The organism is Citrobacter sp. Cu233, from assembly GCF_030332225.1.
Lineage (GTDB): Bacteria > Pseudomonadota > Gammaproteobacteria > Enterobacterales > Enterobacteriaceae > Citrobacter.
In genome coordinates this window covers 456538-472980 of record NZ_JAOWIF010000042.1, presented here as the reverse complement: position 1 = coordinate 472980, position 16443 = coordinate 456538, and the positions used below count along the sequence as shown (strand labels likewise).

Sequence of the window (16443 nt, the reverse complement as noted above, 5' to 3'; positions counted from 1 at the left end):
TATCAGGCCTCCCGGCTACGGGCACACATCATCGTTGCTTCGCACACAACTTTACCGTCGACCAGCGCAACCCCTTTGAAACGGGTCAGGCCGCGGCGCGTTTTCTCGAAAGTCACTTCCATGATCATCTGATCGCCTGGCACGACAGGACGCTTAAAGCGTGCTTCATCAATACCTGCGAAATAATACAGTTCGCCTGGTTCCAGTTTTCCTACGCTTTTAAACGCCAGAATACCCGTGGCCTGCGCCATCGCTTCCAGAATCAACACGCCAGGAAAAATCGGTTTACCCGGGAAGTGGCCCTGAAAGAAAGGCTCGTTAACGGATACATTTTTCACTGCGCGCAGAAAACGGCCTTCTTCAAAATCCAGCACGCGATCTACCAGTAAAAACGGAAAACGGTGCGGCAGAAGTTCTAAAATCTCTTCAATATGCAGAGTATGAGTGTTAGTAGTCAAAATACTCTTCCTGTCTAAATATACTAAAAGGCAATAATAACACGGCCTGCCGCAATCCCAGGAATGTGACAGGCCGTAAAGTCAGACATGCGTAAAACGATGTTTTAGTCTTGTTGATTAACCTTGCGCTCAATCGCTTTGAGGCGCTTGCTCATATCATCAATGTTCATCACCAGTGCAGCTGTTTTACGCCATACCTTGTTGGGTTGTAGCGGAATGCCTGAGGAGTAGACGCCAGGTTCTGTGATAGGACGCATCACCATACCCATGCCAGTTACCGTGACTTTATCGCATATTTCCATATGCCCATTAATCACGCTGGCGCCGCCAATCATACAGTAACGGCCAATCTTCAGGCTACCCGCCATAATGACGCCACCGGCTACAGCCGTATTGTCGCCAATCACGACGTTATGCGCAATCTGGCACTGGTTATCAATGATAACACCATTACCGATCACGGTATCGTCCAGCGCACCACGGTCAATCGTGGTACATGCGCCAATCTCAACACGATCGCCAATAATCACGCGACCCAGCTGTGGGATCTTCACCCAGTTACCGCGATCGTTCGCGTAACCAAATCCGTCGGATCCGACAACAGTGCTGGACTGGATCAGGCAATTTTCACCAATCTGAATGTCGTGGTAAATCGTCACATTTGCCCACAAGCGTGAACCTGCGCCGATTTTTGTGTTTTTTCCAACGAAGCAACCCGCGCCGATAACCACGTTATCGCCCAGTTCTACGCCAGACTCAATGACCGCATTCGCGCCCACAGAAACATTGTTACCCAACTTCGCCGTTGCATCGATCGCTGCACTGGGTGCAATATTTTGCGCAGGCTGAGGCGTGGTATCTAAAATTTGTGCCATTCGTGCATAGGTCAGGTAGGGATTCTTCACTACCAACGCCGCACTCTTAGCAAACGGAAGATCGTCCTGCGTCATCACAACGGCAGAAGCCTGGCATGCACTCAGGTGCTCACGGTACTTTGGATTCACCATGAACGTGATATTGCCAGTTTGCGCAGATTGCATGGACGCTACGCCGGTGATGACGATATCGCCATCACCGTGTAATTCTGCATCCAACTGCTCTGCTAAATCAGCCAGTCGAATTGAAGGCATTACTTATTTAACCTGTTTCAGTACGTCAGCGGTGATGTCTTTTACATCGCTGCTGTTGTATGCAACGGTGTTCGCGTCAACAACCAGATCGATACTCTGGCTGCTCGCAACAGATTTCACAGCAGTCTGGATACGATTAACCAGCTTGCCGCGTTCCTCGTTAGAACGACGTTGACGATCCTGCTCGAAAGCCTGCGCTTTCTGAGAGAAAGTCTGGCGCTGAGCCATTACGTCTTTTTCCAGCTTGGTACGGTCGCTGCCTGCTTTCATTGATTGCAGACGCTGCATTTTAGATTGCAGGTCGGATTCCATACGCTGCAGTTCGCTGGCACGGCCTTTGAACTCATTTTCCAGAGTAGTAGAAACACCAGTCTTCTGCGCAACCTGTTGGAACAGGCTACCCATGTTGACGATTGCAATTTTGTCAGCAGCCTGTGCGGACGTTGCCATCGCTAAACCGAGACCTGCAGCTAATAACCACTTTTTCACAATTAACTCCTTACCATCCCATTTGCACCCGAAGGTGCAGTTCTTTGCGTGGCCAGGCGATCCCATGCAGGATCGCCTAAAGTCATCGCTACACTACCACTACATTCCTTTGCGAAGAACAATTACCAGGTTTTACCAATGTTAAACTGGAACTGTTCCGCTTTGTCTCCATCGTACTTCTTGAACGGTTGGGCGTAGGAGAAAACCAACGGCCCCAATGGGGACATCCATTGTAACGCGATACCCGCAGACATACGGATATTATTCGGATCGCTGTAATCAGGTACGCCAAGTGCACGAGTGTCGGCAGTGTTCTGCCAGTTAGTATCCCACACGGTACCCATATCCCAGAAGAAGGAGGTACGAACCGAGTTAGCATACTTGTCGCTGATAAACGGCGTAGGCGTGATGAATTCCAGGCTCGCGACAGCCATGGCGTTACCGCCGACCGCATCGTCTGATTTACACAACGCAGCACCCGTACACTCTTCGTAGTTGTTATTATTGTATCTATCGCCAGAATAAGCCCCGTTCTTATAGACGGCTTTCGGACCGATAGTATTGGACTGGAAGCCACGCACGGTGCTGGAACCACCCGCGTAGAAGTTCTCATAGAACGGCATCTCTTTACTGCCTATGCCATCACCATAGCCCAGCTTGGTACGTCCCAGAACCACCCACTTGTGGTCGTCATCGATCGGCACATAGGTCGCCGTATCCAACGTCGCTTTATAGTATTCGTTATCGGAACCCGGAACGGTCACTTTACCGTTCAGGTTGACACGCGTACCTTCCGTTGGGAAATACCCACGGTCCAGCTTGTTATAGGTCCAACCGTAGTTAAAGGTGAAATCATCCGCGGTAAAGCTGTTGGCGTCATATTGTCCCATTGAATCAAGATAACGCTCCATCGCAATCTGCGGCTGCATATTGGACAGTTTGTTATGCACATAACCCAGACCAGCACGCAACGTATTGTATTCGTTGACCGGGAAGCCCAGGGTTACATCCGTACCATAGCTTTTGTTGGTATAGTCGGACAGGTCTGCATCATCTGCTTCAAAGTCGTTATAGAAGACACGACCACCGAGGCTCACACCATCGACAGTGAAGTACGGGTTGGTGACAGACAGCTCAGTATAGGTCTGATAGTCGTTTTTGGTGCCACTAATCCCGACTGAATAACCGGTACCTAACCAGTTATCCTGCTGAACGCCAGCCTGGAAGCTCACGCCACTTTCAGTGCCGTAACCCACACCGAAGTTAAAGCTACCGGTGTTGCGTTCTTTCACCTTATAGACCACATCAACCTGATCAGGACTGCCCGGAACACGTTGAGTATCGGTATCAACAGTTTCAAAGTAACCCAGACGGTTCAGACGCTCTTTACCCTGGTCAACCAGATCGCTGCCCAACCAGGCGCCTTCCATCTGGCGCATTTCGCGACGCAGTACGGAATCTTTCGAGGTATCGTTACCTTCAAAACGGATCTTACGCACATAGAAACGGTTACCCGCATCCACGTTTACACGCAATTTAACGGTTTTGTCGGCATCGTTGATTTCAGGCTGCGACTGTACACGCGGGTAGGCATAACCATAGCGTCCCAGAAGCTTTTTGATATCATCTTCCATTTTGGTCACTTTGGTGCCGTTATAGAGTTCACCCGGTTCGATTTTCGTCAGGGTCTCAATTTCGGCAGAGTGTCCAGCCAGGTTACCACTCACCTGGACCCCAGAAAGCTTGTACTGCTCGCCTTCTGTGATGTTAACGGTGATGTAGATACCTTTTTTATCCGGCGTCAGGCTAACCTGCGTGGAATCGATATTGAAGCGAGCATAACCGCGATCCAGATAGTAACTGCGCAGGGTTTCAAGGTCGCCCGCCAGTTTCTGTTTCTGGTATTTACGATCGCCCACCACGTTCCACCACGGTACTTCATCGCGCAGTTGGAAGTGAGAGATAAGCTCGTCGGTTGTGAAGGCATGGTTGCCGACGATATTGATCTGTTGGATCTTCGCCGAAACGCCTTCCTGGAAGACCAGTTTGAGGTCAACGCGGTTACGCGGCAACGGCGTTACCACCGCTTTCACACTGGCGCTGTATTTACCGACGCTATAGTAGAAATCTTCCAGGCCTTTTTCGATATCGGCAAGCGTGGTGCGATCCAGAGACTCGCCAACACGTACGCCAGACGCCTCGAGGTTTTGCTTCAGCATGTCATCTTTCACCGATTTGTTACCGGAGAAAGTGATGCTGGCAATAGTCGGACGTTCTTTTACCTGAACCAGAAGGGTATCACCATCGCGCAGGACGCGGACATCCTCAAAGTTACCGGTGGCGAACAGAGCACGAATGGTATTACTGATGTCTTCATCATTAACCGTGTCGCCTGTGCGCACCGGCATACTAAGGAGAGCCGCACCAACGGCGACTCGCTGTAGGCCTTCGAAATGAATGTCCTTCACGACGAACCCTTCAGCACCGTATACGGTGGCGCTGCTAAACAGCAGCGACGCTATGAGCAACTTTTTCATCGCCATCGTTATTATGCGTTCTTCCTAACACTCTCTTACAACCGAGAGAAATCATTGAAAAGTGCAAGCCCCATTAACAACACCAGCAAGATCGAGCCAATGCGATAACTAAAGTCTTGAACCCGCTCGGATACCGGACCGCCCTTCAGCTTTTCAATCGCCAGGAACAGCAGATGCCCCCCGTCAAGAACGGGCAACGGAAACAGGTTAATTATCCCTAAGTTCACGCTGATAAGCGCAAGGAACATCAGGTAATAAATAACCCCGAACTCCGCTGACATCCCAGCCCCCTGGGCGATAGAAATCGGCCCACTGAGGTTGTTCAGTTTTACATCACCGGTAATCAATTTTCCCAGCATACTGACCGTTAGCTTCATCAACTGCCACGTTTTATCCGAGGCTTCGAGGATGGCGCTGAATGGCCCATACTGGCGTACTGTCTTATACTCATCAGGCAGAGGGATAATTTTAGGCACAACGCCCGCAAAACCTTCGGCCTTTCCGTTACCCGGTTTTGAATCCGGGGTTAACGTCAAAGACAAGGAATTCCCTTGCCTTTCAATTTCTAACGCTAGCGGCTTATCAGGATTATCGCGCACCAACGTCACGAACGTCATCCATTGCGTCAGCGGCTGACCATTGACTTTAACGATCCTGTCGCCAGCTTGCAAACCCGCCTTACTTGCCGCGGAGTTAACCTGCACTTCTGACAGCACCGGTTCAATCTGCGGACCACGCGGACGAATGCCCAAACTCGAGACGGGATCCTCTTTGTCTGGCTCAAATGCCCAATGGCGTAAATCCAGCGTTTTGTCCTGTCGCTGGTTACTACCAAACTGCGCCACGCTGATGGTCGTATGCTCATCACCAATTTTGGATACCAGCTGCAATCGGACGGTATCCCAATCAGGGGTTTCGATACCATCAACCGCTTTTAGTTCCGTACCAGGCTGAATTTGCGCCTGGGCAGCAATCGAGTTGGGTGTTATTTCACCAACAACCGGACGAACGCCAGGGACACCGATGATAAAGACCAGCCAGTAGGCAAAAATAGCGAAGAGGAAATTTGCAATCGGGCCTGCAGCAATAATGGCCGCGCGCTGGCCAACTGTTTTATTGTTGAAAGCGTAGTGGCGCAGCTCCGGTACAACTGGTTCAGCGCGCTCATCCAGCATTTTGACGTAACCGCCGAGGGGGATTAAGGCGATAACGTATTCCGTACCCTGTTTATCGGTACGGCGCCAAAGCGCTTTTCCAAAGCCAATGGAAAAGCGCTCGACGCGGACTCCGCAGCGCCGTGCAACCCAGAAATGACCAAATTCATGCACGGTGATAAGTACACCAAGTGCAACGATGAATGCAGCCAGATTCCAGAGAATACTCAGCATAAGACCATCCGTTAGAGCGTCCTGAATACCAGTAACAACAGGCAAGCAAAGACCGGCACCGCAGCCGTCAGGCTGTCAATACGATCCAGAATACCACCGTGTCCTGGTATTAAGTGACCACTGTCCTTAATACCTGCTTCACGCTTAAACATACTCTCGGTCAGGTCACCCAGCACAGAGGCCAGGGCTGCAACGATGGAGCAAATGAGCAAGGTGACAGGCGCAACTTCAAGATTCGCCCACATACCATAACCCCACGAGATTACAGCTGCAGTGGCAAGTCCGCCAATAAAACCCTGCCAGGTTTTACCAGGAGAAACCTTCGGCGCCAGTTTATGTTTACCAAACAGCTTACCAAACATATACGCACCTGAATCCGCTCCCCAAACGAGGATCATGACATAGAGCAGCCATAGCGCGCCACTATAATGATTCTCATCATAGTGCCAGGCACGTAGCGCCAGCATTCCCCAAAAGAAAGGAACAATGGTTAACACGCCGAAAATTATGCGTAATGTTTTGGAATTACGCCAGACCGAGGCCGAACCAGGGTAAAACAGCACCAGTAATAGCGCCACAGCCCACCAGCCCAACGACGCCCAAAGCGACACCTCAACCAGCGGTTGGTGAATATTATGATGATACTCAGGCAGCAAAAACAGCATCAGTGCCAGCAATAGCCCACACAAAACCGCCAACCAGACTCGCTGTGTACGAGTGGCAAAACCGCTTAACTGTCCCCATTCCCAGGCGGCCAGCATACAGACGACCAGCGTAACAATGGCGAACCCCACCGGCGGCAACAAAAACAACGCCGCGATGACAACGGGTATTAAAACAAAAGCAGAAATCAGGCGATACTTCAGCAAAAGCGACCCCCATCAGGCTTTTTCATCACCGGGCTCGGTGCCGCCGAAACGACGCTCACGATTAGCAAAGGCATGTAGCGCACCTTCAAAGTCTTGTTCATCGAAATCGGGCCAGAGAACATCCGTAAAGTAAAGTTCGGCGTAGGCAATTTGCCACAACAAAAAATTACTAATTCGATGCTCTCCCCCAGTCCTTATCACTAAATCCACAGGAGCCAGCTCATGCATACAAACTTGCTGGCCAAGCATCTCTTCATCAATTTGCTCCGGACGCAACAGACCTTCCTGCACCTGTTGTGCCAGTTGCCTGACGCCCTGGACAATATCCCACCGTCCACCGTAATTCGCGGCAATATTCAGCGTTAGCCCGGTATTCTGGGCGGTAAGCGCTTCCGACTTGCGAATCCGTTCTTGCAAACGAGTGTTAAATCGACTGATATCCCCAATAATACGCAGGCGCACGTTATGGCGGTGCAGGTTTTTCACTTCGCTATCAAGTGCCCACACAAACAACTCCATTAACGCGCTGACTTCCTGCGCTGGTCGGTTCCAGTTCTCACTGCTAAAGGCATACAGCGTTAACGCATCAATACCGTTATTGGCAGCAAAAGAGACAGCCCGGCGGACGGATTTTGCTCCGGCCTTGTGCCCAAAGGCGCGGATCTTCCCTTGCTTTTTCGCCCAGCGGCCATTGCCATCCATGATAATTGCGACATGGCGACAACCATGTGCTGGCAAATTTTCGCTTAATGGTTTAGTTGCAGACAACATAACGCGTTTTTAGTCCCTGAAAGGATTTACGGTACTCAGGAATACTGAAGCCTATCCACAAAAAAGCCGTGTCAAACCACGGCTTACCCGATCGAAAAAAAGCAAATACCTGCGATCAGGTGGCGCAGACTATATCACTGAAGCCCAACGCTAACAAATAGCACGATCCCCCACAGAGGGATTATCATCAGCTTGAGAGTCGTGTCACTTGTTTTGTCGCGACATCTCTGGCGATGGCATCGACCCTCAGCACATCATCAACGCTCTGCGGTTCCTGCAAATCCATCTTATCCAGTACGGATAAATTGAGATCGGCGATATCGGTAAATCGAATTTGCTGCGCCAAAAATGCGGCAACGGTAATTTCATTCGCGGCGTTCAGCGCCGTTGTCGCCGCTTGCCCTTGCTCAAACGCGTCCATCGCAAGTTTCAGGCACGGATAACGCTGATAATCAGGTGCGGAAAACGTCAATGCACTGAGTTTGCAAAAATCGACAGGCTTAACGCCAGAGCTCACACGTTCCGGCCATGCCATCGTATGGGCGATAGGTGTGCGCATATCAGGCTCACCCAACTGGGCCAGGACGCTACCATCCTGATAACGGACCATCGAATGAATAACCGACTGTGGATGGATCAACACTTCCATCTGACTTGCACTGGCATTAAATAACCAACGCGCCTCAATGTATTCCAGGCCTTTATTCATCATGGTGGCGGAGTCGACAGAGATTTTTCGTCCCATCGACCAATTCGGATGGCGGCATGCCTGATCGGGAGTCATTAGAGCCAGATCGTGCAATGGCGTTTCACGGAAAGGGCCACCAGACCCGGTAAGCAGAACAGACACAACGCCGTTTTGCTCAAGGTCAGCGTATCCCAGATTGTGTTGGACAGGTTGCGGTAAACTCTGAAAAATCGCGTTATGTTCGCTATCTACCGGCAAAAGCCGCGCTTTATGCCGTTTCACGTCGTCCATAAACAGACGCCCGCAGGTTACCAGAGACTCTTTATTCGCCAGCAAAATGTTTTTGCCCGCGCGGATTGCCGCAAGTGTTGGCAACAACCCTGCCGCACCGACTATTGCCGCCATGACCTGATCGACATCATCCAACGCAGCCATATCACAGGCAGCCTGCTGCCCGCACATCACCTCGGTGCGACTTCCATGATCCCGCAATGCAGATTTCACCAGCGCTGCACTTTTTTCATCATCCATCACCGCGTAGCGGGGGGAAAACTCCAGACATTGCTCCACCATACGGGCGACATTTTTACCCGCTACCAACGCAGCAACACGAAATTTATCCGGGTTATGGCGTACTACATCGAGCGTACTGCAACCAATAGAGCCGGTTGAGCCCAGGATGGTTAATTGCTTCATGAGACATCCAGAAGAATTGAGACAGGATAAAAAAGCAAAACGCCGCCATCCAGCCTTCTCAGGCCTTCTAAGCGGCGTTTTTAGCGTACAGGCGAATCAGAACTGCATCAGTTCCGCTTCTTTCTCTGCCAGCGCCGCATCCACTTTCTTGATTGCAGCATCGGTCAGTTTCTGTACGTCGTCCTGAGAACGGCGATCGTCATCTTCGCTGATCTCTTTATCTTTCAACAGCGCTTTCACTTTGTCGTTGGCATCACGGCGTACGTTACGCACAGCAACACGCGCGCCTTCAGCTTCACCACGTACGATCTTGGTCAGATCTTTACGACGCTCTTCGGTCAGCGGAGGCAGCGGAACGCGGATGTCAGAGCCCGCTGAGCTTGGGTTCAGACCGAGGTCGGAAGCCATAATCGCTTTCTCAACAGCCGGCCCCATAGAGCGGTCAAACACGTTGATTTTCAGGGTACGGGAATCTTCAACCGTTACGCTTGCCAGCTGGCGTAGCGGAGTCGGCGTGCCGTAATATTCCACGATAATGCCATCCAGCAGGCTGGGAGAAGCACGACCCGTGCGAATTTTGCTGATTTGATTTTTGAATGCTTCGACGCATTTGTCCATGCGTACTTCAGCATCTTTTCTGATATCGTTGATCACGTTACGAATCCTTGAAAGCTGGTTTCAGTCAGACCATACCCACTACACAAGGTGTGACAAGTATAGTCTTGATTAATTTTGAGGGACGTATCCCGCGACATTAAAGCGGAATATTACCTGCATTTAGCCGCAACGGGAATTATTCCGTGATTAACGTGCCTTCTTTTTCACCCATGACAACACGGCGCAACGCACCCGGTTTGTTCATGTTAAAGACACGAATCGGTAATTTGTGGTCACGAGCCAGCGTGAACGCAGCCAGATCCATCACTTTCAGTTCTTTATCCAGTACTTCAGCATAGGTCAGCTGCTCGTACATGGTTGCCGTTGGATCTTTAGCTGGATCAGCGGTAAACACACCATCAACTTTAGTGGCTTTCAGAACCACATCGGCTTCAATTTCAATACCGCGCAGGCAAGCTGCGGAGTCGGTAGTGAAGAACGGGTTGCCAGTACCGGCGGACAAAATAACCACGCGGTTGTTACGCAGCAGACTGATCGCTTCTGCCCAGCTGTAGTTATCACACACACCGTTCAGAGGAATTGCGGACATCAGGCGAGCGTTCACATAGGCGCGGTGTAGTGCGTCACGCATCGCCAGACCGTTCATTACGGTGGCTAACATGCCCATGTGGTCGCCCACGACGCGGTTCATCCCTGCTTTCGCCAGACCAGCACCACGGAACAGGTTACCACCACCGATCACTACGCCAACCTGGATTCCCAGCTCGACCAGCTCTTTGATTTCCTGAGCCATACGGTCAAGTATGCTTGCATCAATACCGAAGCCTTCTGAACCTTGCAGAGCTTCGCCACTTAACTTAAGCAGAATACGTTTGTAGACGGGTTTTGCATTGGTAGCCATGTTTCTTTCCTGAGACTGTCAACGAATGAGATGAGTTAATTCCAGCGACATTGTATGTCGCTTTTCAGCCTTGCCACTATAGCGCTTAGCTGAATTTACAAGTCGGACGCAAAAAGAAGCCGCCCTCAGGCGGCTCCTTTTAAAATTAAGACTGCTTGGACATCGCAGCAACTTCTGCTGCAAAGTCAGTCTCAACTTTCTCGATGCCTTCACCCACTTCGAAGCGGATGAAACCAGTTACGTCAGCGTTGTGCTCTTTCAGCAGCTGAGCAACAGATTTGCTCGGTTCCATAACGAAAGGCTGACCAGTCAGAGAAACTTCACCGGTGAATTTCTTCATGCGGCCTTCAACCATTTTCTCTGCGATTTCTTTCGGCTTACCAGACTGCATCGCGATGTCCAGCTGAACCTGGTATTCTTTTTCTACTACTTCAGCAGAAACGTCTTCCGGCTTAACGAATTCTGGTTTGCTTGCAGCGATGTGCATTGCCAGCTGTTTAACCAGTTCTTCATCAGCGCCAGTTGCAGCAACCAGAACACCGATACGAGCACCGTGCTGGTAGCTACCCAGAACGTCGCCTTCAAGGGAAGCAACGCGACGAATGTTGATGTTCTCACCGATTTTAGCAACCAGAGCAACACGTTCTTCTTCGAACTGTGCTTTCAGCACTTCAACATCAGTGATTTTGCCAGCAACGGCAGCGTCCAGTACTTTGTCAGCAAATGCCTGGAAACCAGCATCTTTAGCCACGAAGTCAGTCTGGCAGTTAACTTCCAGAATGAAAGCGATATTGCCGTCGATTTTGGTTTTGATTACGCCGTCAGCAGCCACGTTGCCTGCTTTTTTCGCTGCTTTGATAGCACCGGACTTACGCATGTTTTCGATTGCCAGCTCGATGTCGCCATTAGCTTCAGTCAGTGCTTTTTTGCAATCCATCATGCCTGCGCCAGTACGCTCACGCAGCTCTTTTACCAGGGATGCGGTAATTTCAGCCATTCTAAAATCCTCGGAAGATTTGATCTGCCCGGCATGAAACCGCACAGATTTAAAAGTGAAAAAGGGGCCTGAGGGGCCCCTAACCAAACGTGATACTACCTGGTTTATAAGGGGGCTCTAACGAGCGTGCCTTATTATTCAGCTTCTACGAAGCTTTCTTCCGCCTGGGAAGCCAGATCCTGAGAACGGCCTTCACGAACGGTAGCAGCTACAGCGCCCAGGTACAGGGTCACAGCACGGATTGCGTCGTCGTTACCCGGGATAACGAAGTCAACACCGTCCGGATCAGAGTTGGTATCAACGATAGCAAATACCGGGATACCCAGGTTGTTTGCTTCTTTGATAGCAATGTGCTCGTGGTCAGCATCGATTACGAACAGAGCGTCCGGCAGGCCGCCCATGTCTTTGATACCGCCCAGGCTGTTTTCCAGTTTCTCAAGCTCACGAGTGCGCATCAGCGCTTCTTTCTTGGTCAGCTTTTCGAAAGTACCGTCCTGAGACTGAGTTTCCAGATCTTTCAGACGTTTGATGGACTGACGAACGGTTTTCCAGTTAGTCAGCATACCGCCCAACCAGCGATGGTTCACGAAGAACTGATCGCAGCTGTTAGCAGCGTCTTTCACCGCTTCGCTTGCAGCGCGTTTAGTACCAACGAAAAGGATTTTACCTTTACGAGCAGAGATCTTGTTCAGTTCAGCCAGAGCTTCGTTGAACATCGGTACAGTTTTCTCAAGGTTGATGATGTGAACTTTGTTACGCGCACCGAAGATGAACGGCTTCATTTTCGGGTTCCAGTAACGGGTCTGGTGACCGAAGTGAACACCAGCCTTGAGCATGTCGCGCATGGAAACAGTTGCCATGATTAAAACCTCTATATATAAAAGTTGGGGTTAAGCCTCCACGCATCCCATATTACCGACCCCAAAGGGCACCCCGGAATATGTGTCGATACGTGTGTGTTGTTACACAAAGTGAGATTTGTCGCTCCCGTCCATCGTGTGTAGTCTTCGAATGGATCGGAAGTCCGGCGCGCTTTATACCACAAATACGCCACCGACACCAATAATTGTTGGCGGTCTGTGCTGTATTGAACAATGAATTTCGTGTTACAGACAGGCGGCAAATTTTTGAATCCCCGGGAGCTTACGACCAGTAAGTGACTGGGGTGAAAAAATGTAGCCAACGCATCTGTGGCACGAAAGGCGAAGTTCAGAATGATTCTCAATTTGGCAGGGTACACCCCAGACTGATACCATTGACGACACTTACACAATTATTGTCGAAATAATCGACACTGATGGACAGAATTCATGGCTATCTCAATTAAGACCCCTGAAGAAATCGAAAAAATGCGCGTCGCTGGCCGTCTGGCAGCCGAAGTGCTGGAGATGATCGAACCATTTATCAAACCGGGCGTGAGCACCGGCGAATTGGATCGCATCTGTAACGACTACATCGTGAATGAACAGCAGGCGATTTCCGCGTGCCTGGGTTATCACGGTTATCCGAAATCCGTGTGCATCTCTATTAATGAAGTCGTGTGCCACGGGATCCCGGATGACGCTAAGCACCTGAAAGATGGGGATATCGTCAACATCGACGTCACCGTGATTAAAGACGAGTACCACGGCGATACGTCCAAAATGTTTATCGTCGGTAAACCGACCATTCTTGGCGAGCGTCTGTGCCGCGTAACGCAGGAAAGCCTGTATCTGGCACTGCGCATGGTAAAACCGGGTATTCGCCTGCGTACCCTGGGTGCTGCCATTCAGAAATACGCAGAAGGTGAAGGCTTCTCTGTGGTACGTGAATACTGCGGCCACGGTATCGGTCGTGGCTTCCATGAAGAACCTCAGGTTCTGCACTACGATGCAGACGACGGCGGCGTGGTACTGCAGCCGGGCATGACCTTCACCGTAGAACCGATGCTGAATGCCGGTGATTACCGCATCCGCACCATGAAAGACGGCTGGACGGTGAAAACCAAAGACCGCAGCTTGTCTGCTCAGTACGAGCATACTATTGTGGTAACGGAAAACGGCTGTGAAATTCTGACATTACGCAAGGATGACACCATCCCGGCAGTCATCACACACGACGCATAATTTTTTGCCTGATGGCGATGCTCCCGCATCTTATCAGGCCTACAAATTGTACTACTTCGTAGGCCGGATAAGGCGTTCACGCCGTCATCCGGCTTTTTAATGGGTGGCGCACAATGAATACTCTTCCTGAACAGCACGCAAATACTGCCCTCCCCACCCTGCCTGGCCAACCGCAAAACCCAGGGACATGGCCACAGCACGATCTCAACTGTACCGGCATTAAAGCCCATATCGATAATTTCCAGCACTGGTTGGGGGAGGCATTTGACAGCGGAATTTCCGCTGAACAGTTAATCGAAGCCCGCACCGAATTTATTGACCAGTTGCTGCAACGCCTGTGGATTGAAGCAGGTTTCGGTCAGATTGCCGATCTGGCGCTGGTTGCCGTTGGCGGCTACGGGCGTGGTGAGCTGCATCCCCTTTCCGATATTGACCTGCTGATCCTTAGCCGTAAAAAACTGCCTGACGCGCAGGCGGAGAAAGTCGGCGAGTTATTAACGCTATTGTGGGATGTGCGGCTGGAGGTAGGACACAGCGTGCGTACGCTGGAAGAGTGCCTGCTGGAAGGACTGTCAGATTTAACCGTCGCTACCAACCTGATTGAAACACGACTGCTGATTGGCGATGTCGCGTTGTTCCTTGAGCTGCAAAAGCATATTTTCAGCGAAGGTTTCTGGCCATCCGATAAATTTTACGCGGCCAAAGTAGAAGAGCAAAATCAACGCCACCAGCGCTATCACGGCACCAGCTACAATCTGGAGCCGGATATCAAAAGCAGTCCAGGTGGACTGCGCGACATCCACACCCTGCAATGGGTCGCCCGCCGTCATTTTGGTGCCACGTCGCTGGATGAGATGGTCGGCTTCGGCTTCCTGACGCTGGCGGAGCGCGCTGAACTGAATGAATGTTTGCATATTCTGTGGCGGATCCGCTTTGCATTGCATCTGATCGTGAACCGATACGACAACCGTCTGCTGTTTGATCGACAGCTCAGCGTGGCTCAACGCCTCAATTATGGCGGTGAAGGCAATGAGCCGATCGAGCGGATGATGAAAGACTATTTCCGGGTCACGCGGCGAGTGAGTGAACTGAACCACATGCTGCTCCAGTTGTTTGACGAGGCGATTCTCGCCATGCCGGCCGATGAAAAACCGCGCCCAATTGATGACGACTTTCAACTGCGTGGCACATTGATTGACCTGCGCAATGACGACCTGTTTATCCGCGAACCCGAAGCTATTTTGCGGATGTTTTACACCATGGTGCGCAATAGCGCGATCACCGGCATTTACTCCACCACACTGCGTCATTTGCGTCACGCCCGCCGTCATTTAACTCAACCGCTGTGCTACATTCCGGAAGCGCGCTCGCTATTTCTCAGCATGTTGCGCCATCCCGGCGCAGTGAGTCGCGGCCTGTTGCCAATGCATCGCCACAGCGTGTTATGGGCCTATATGCCGCAGTGGTCACATATTGTCGGTCAAATGCAGTTTGACCTGTTTCATGCTTATACGGTGGATGAGCACACTATCCGCGTAATGCTGAAACTGGAAAGTTTTGCCAAGGAAGAGACCCGCCAACGTCATCCGCTGTGTGTGGATCTGTGGCCGCGCTTGCGTCAACCGGAACTCATTCTGATTGCTGCGCTGTTCCACGATATCGCCAAAGGTCGTGGCGGCGATCACTCTATTCTGGGGGCTCAGGACGTACTTAAGTTCGCCGAATTACACGGACTCAACTCCCGCGAAACGAATCTGGTTATGTGGCTGGTGCGCCAGCATCTGTTGATGTCGGTGACTGCTCAGCGCCGTGATATTCAGGACCCGGAGGTGATTAAGCAATTCGCCGAAGAAGTACAAACGGAACACCGTTTGCGCTTCCTGGTCTGCCTGACCGTCGCCGATATCTGCGCCACTAACGAAACACTATGGAATAGCTGGAAGCAAAGCCTGCTGCGCGAATTATATTTCGCCACGGAAAAACAGCTGCGTCGTGGCATGCAAAATACACCGGATATGCGCGAGCGTGTGCGCCATCATCAGCTTCAGGCGCTGGCGTTGCTGCGCATGGACAACATTGACGAAGAAGCGCTGCACCATATCTGGTCACGCTGTCGCGCCAACTATTTTGTGCGCCACAGCCCAAATCAGCTGGCCTGGCATGCACGCCATTTGCTACAGCACGATCTGAGCAAACCGCTAATTTTACTCAGCCCGCAGGCTACGCGAGGCGGAACGGAGATTTTCATCTGGAGTCCGGACCGCCCCTACCTGTTTGCGGCCGTCTGCGCCGAGCTGGACAGACGTAATCTTAGCGTTCACGATGCACAGATTTTCACCACCCGTGATGGAATGGCGATGGATACGTTCATCGTTCTGGAGCCAGACGGCAGTCCGCTGTCGTCAGACAGGCACGAAGCGATCCGTTTTGGGTTGGAACAAGCCATTACTCAACGCAGTTGGCAACCACCACAACCGCGTCGTCAACCGGCAAAATTACGTCACTTTACCGTCGATACCGAGGTGACTTTTCTGCCGACCCATACCGACCGTAAGTCATTCCTCGAACTTATCGCACTCGATCAACCAGGACTACTGGCGCGAGTCGGGCAGATTTTTGCCGATCTGGGAATTTCGCTGCATGGCGCCCGAATTACAACTATTGGCGAGCGAGTAGAAGATTTATTCATAATCGCCACCGCCGACCGGCGTGCCCTTAATAATGAGCTGCAGCAGGAAGTACATCAACGGTTGACAGAGGCCCTCAATCCAAACGATAAAGGGTAATGTTTTTATT

The 16443-nt window shown here is 51.2% G+C and carries 14 protein-coding genes; 2 read left to right on the top strand and 12 right to left on the bottom strand.

The window, feature by feature from the left end; translation table 11 throughout:
* Positions 1-2: 2 nt before the first annotated feature.
* The 12 genes from fabZ to rpsB form a co-directional block, all read right to left on the bottom strand.
* A complete protein-coding gene (fabZ, locus tag OGX95_RS20710; RefSeq protein ID WP_003018528.1) occupies positions 3-458 on the bottom strand; it encodes a 3-hydroxyacyl-ACP dehydratase FabZ in 456 nt (151 codons plus the stop codon).
* A gap of 104 nt (positions 459-562) precedes the next feature.
* The gene (gene lpxD / locus OGX95_RS20705; protein WP_286630807.1) at positions 563-1588 is read right to left on the bottom strand and encodes a UDP-3-O-(3-hydroxymyristoyl)glucosamine N-acyltransferase; all 1026 of its coding nucleotides are present in this window, start codon (positions 1586-1588) and stop codon (positions 563-565) included.
* A gap of 3 nt (positions 1589-1591) precedes the next feature.
* The gene (gene skp / locus OGX95_RS20700; protein WP_005132103.1) at positions 1592-2077 is read right to left on the bottom strand and encodes a molecular chaperone Skp; all 486 of its coding nucleotides are present in this window, start codon (positions 2075-2077) and stop codon (positions 1592-1594) included.
* 122 nt (positions 2078-2199) lie between these two features.
* Entirely contained in the window at positions 2200-4620 is a 2421-nt protein-coding gene (bamA, locus tag OGX95_RS20695) for an outer membrane protein assembly factor BamA (RefSeq protein ID WP_286630806.1), read from the bottom strand.
* Between the two features lie 29 nt (positions 4621-4649).
* Positions 4650-6002 carry a sigma E protease regulator RseP gene (rseP, locus tag OGX95_RS20690; RefSeq protein ID WP_271441998.1) on the bottom strand — a complete coding sequence of 451 codons (1353 nt, stop codon included), beginning with the start codon at positions 6000-6002 and terminating at the stop codon, positions 4650-4652.
* Between the two features lie 11 nt (positions 6003-6013).
* The gene (gene cdsA, locus OGX95_RS20685; RefSeq protein WP_040230031.1) at positions 6014-6871 is read right to left on the bottom strand and encodes a phosphatidate cytidylyltransferase; all 858 of its coding nucleotides are present in this window, start codon (positions 6869-6871) and stop codon (positions 6014-6016) included.
* A gap of 12 nt (positions 6872-6883) precedes the next feature.
* Positions 6884-7642: a (2E,6E)-farnesyl-diphosphate-specific ditrans,polycis-undecaprenyl-diphosphate synthase gene (ispU, locus tag OGX95_RS20680; RefSeq protein ID WP_040230029.1), complete on the bottom strand. Its 759-nt coding sequence runs from the start codon at positions 7640-7642 to the stop codon at positions 6884-6886.
* 187 nt (positions 7643-7829) lie between these two features.
* Positions 7830-9026, bottom strand: coding sequence for a 1-deoxy-D-xylulose-5-phosphate reductoisomerase (ispC, locus tag OGX95_RS20675; protein ID WP_286630805.1), 1197 nt, complete (start codon positions 9024-9026; stop codon positions 7830-7832).
* A gap of 96 nt (positions 9027-9122) precedes the next feature.
* Positions 9123-9680 (bottom strand): ribosome recycling factor, encoded by a 558-nt coding sequence (frr, locus tag OGX95_RS20670; RefSeq protein WP_005132113.1) that lies wholly within the window; start codon positions 9678-9680, stop codon positions 9123-9125.
* A gap of 139 nt (positions 9681-9819) precedes the next feature.
* The gene (pyrH, locus tag OGX95_RS20665; protein WP_005132114.1) at positions 9820-10545 is read right to left on the bottom strand and encodes a UMP kinase; all 726 of its coding nucleotides are present in this window, start codon (positions 10543-10545) and stop codon (positions 9820-9822) included.
* A 145-nt stretch (positions 10546-10690) separates the two neighbouring features.
* Entirely contained in the window at positions 10691-11542 is an 852-nt protein-coding gene (gene tsf, locus OGX95_RS20660; RefSeq protein ID WP_286630804.1) for a translation elongation factor Ts, read from the bottom strand.
* Positions 11543-11676: 134 nt separating this feature from the next.
* Positions 11677-12402, bottom strand: coding sequence for a 30S ribosomal protein S2 (rpsB, locus tag OGX95_RS20655; protein WP_286630803.1), 726 nt, complete (start codon positions 12400-12402; stop codon positions 11677-11679).
* 450 nt (positions 12403-12852) lie between these two features.
* Between rpsB and map the strand changes: the two genes are divergently transcribed.
* Together map and glnD are read left to right on the top strand one after the other, a co-directional pair.
* A complete protein-coding gene (gene map / locus OGX95_RS20650) occupies positions 12853-13647 on the top strand; it encodes a type I methionyl aminopeptidase (RefSeq protein ID WP_202039456.1) in 795 nt (264 codons plus the stop codon).
* A 113-nt stretch (positions 13648-13760) separates the two neighbouring features.
* On the top strand, positions 13761-16433 hold the full coding sequence (glnD, locus tag OGX95_RS20645; protein ID WP_286630802.1) for a bifunctional uridylyltransferase/uridylyl-removing protein GlnD: 2673 nt from the start codon (positions 13761-13763) through the stop codon (positions 16431-16433).
* Positions 16434-16443 lie beyond the last annotated feature (10 nt).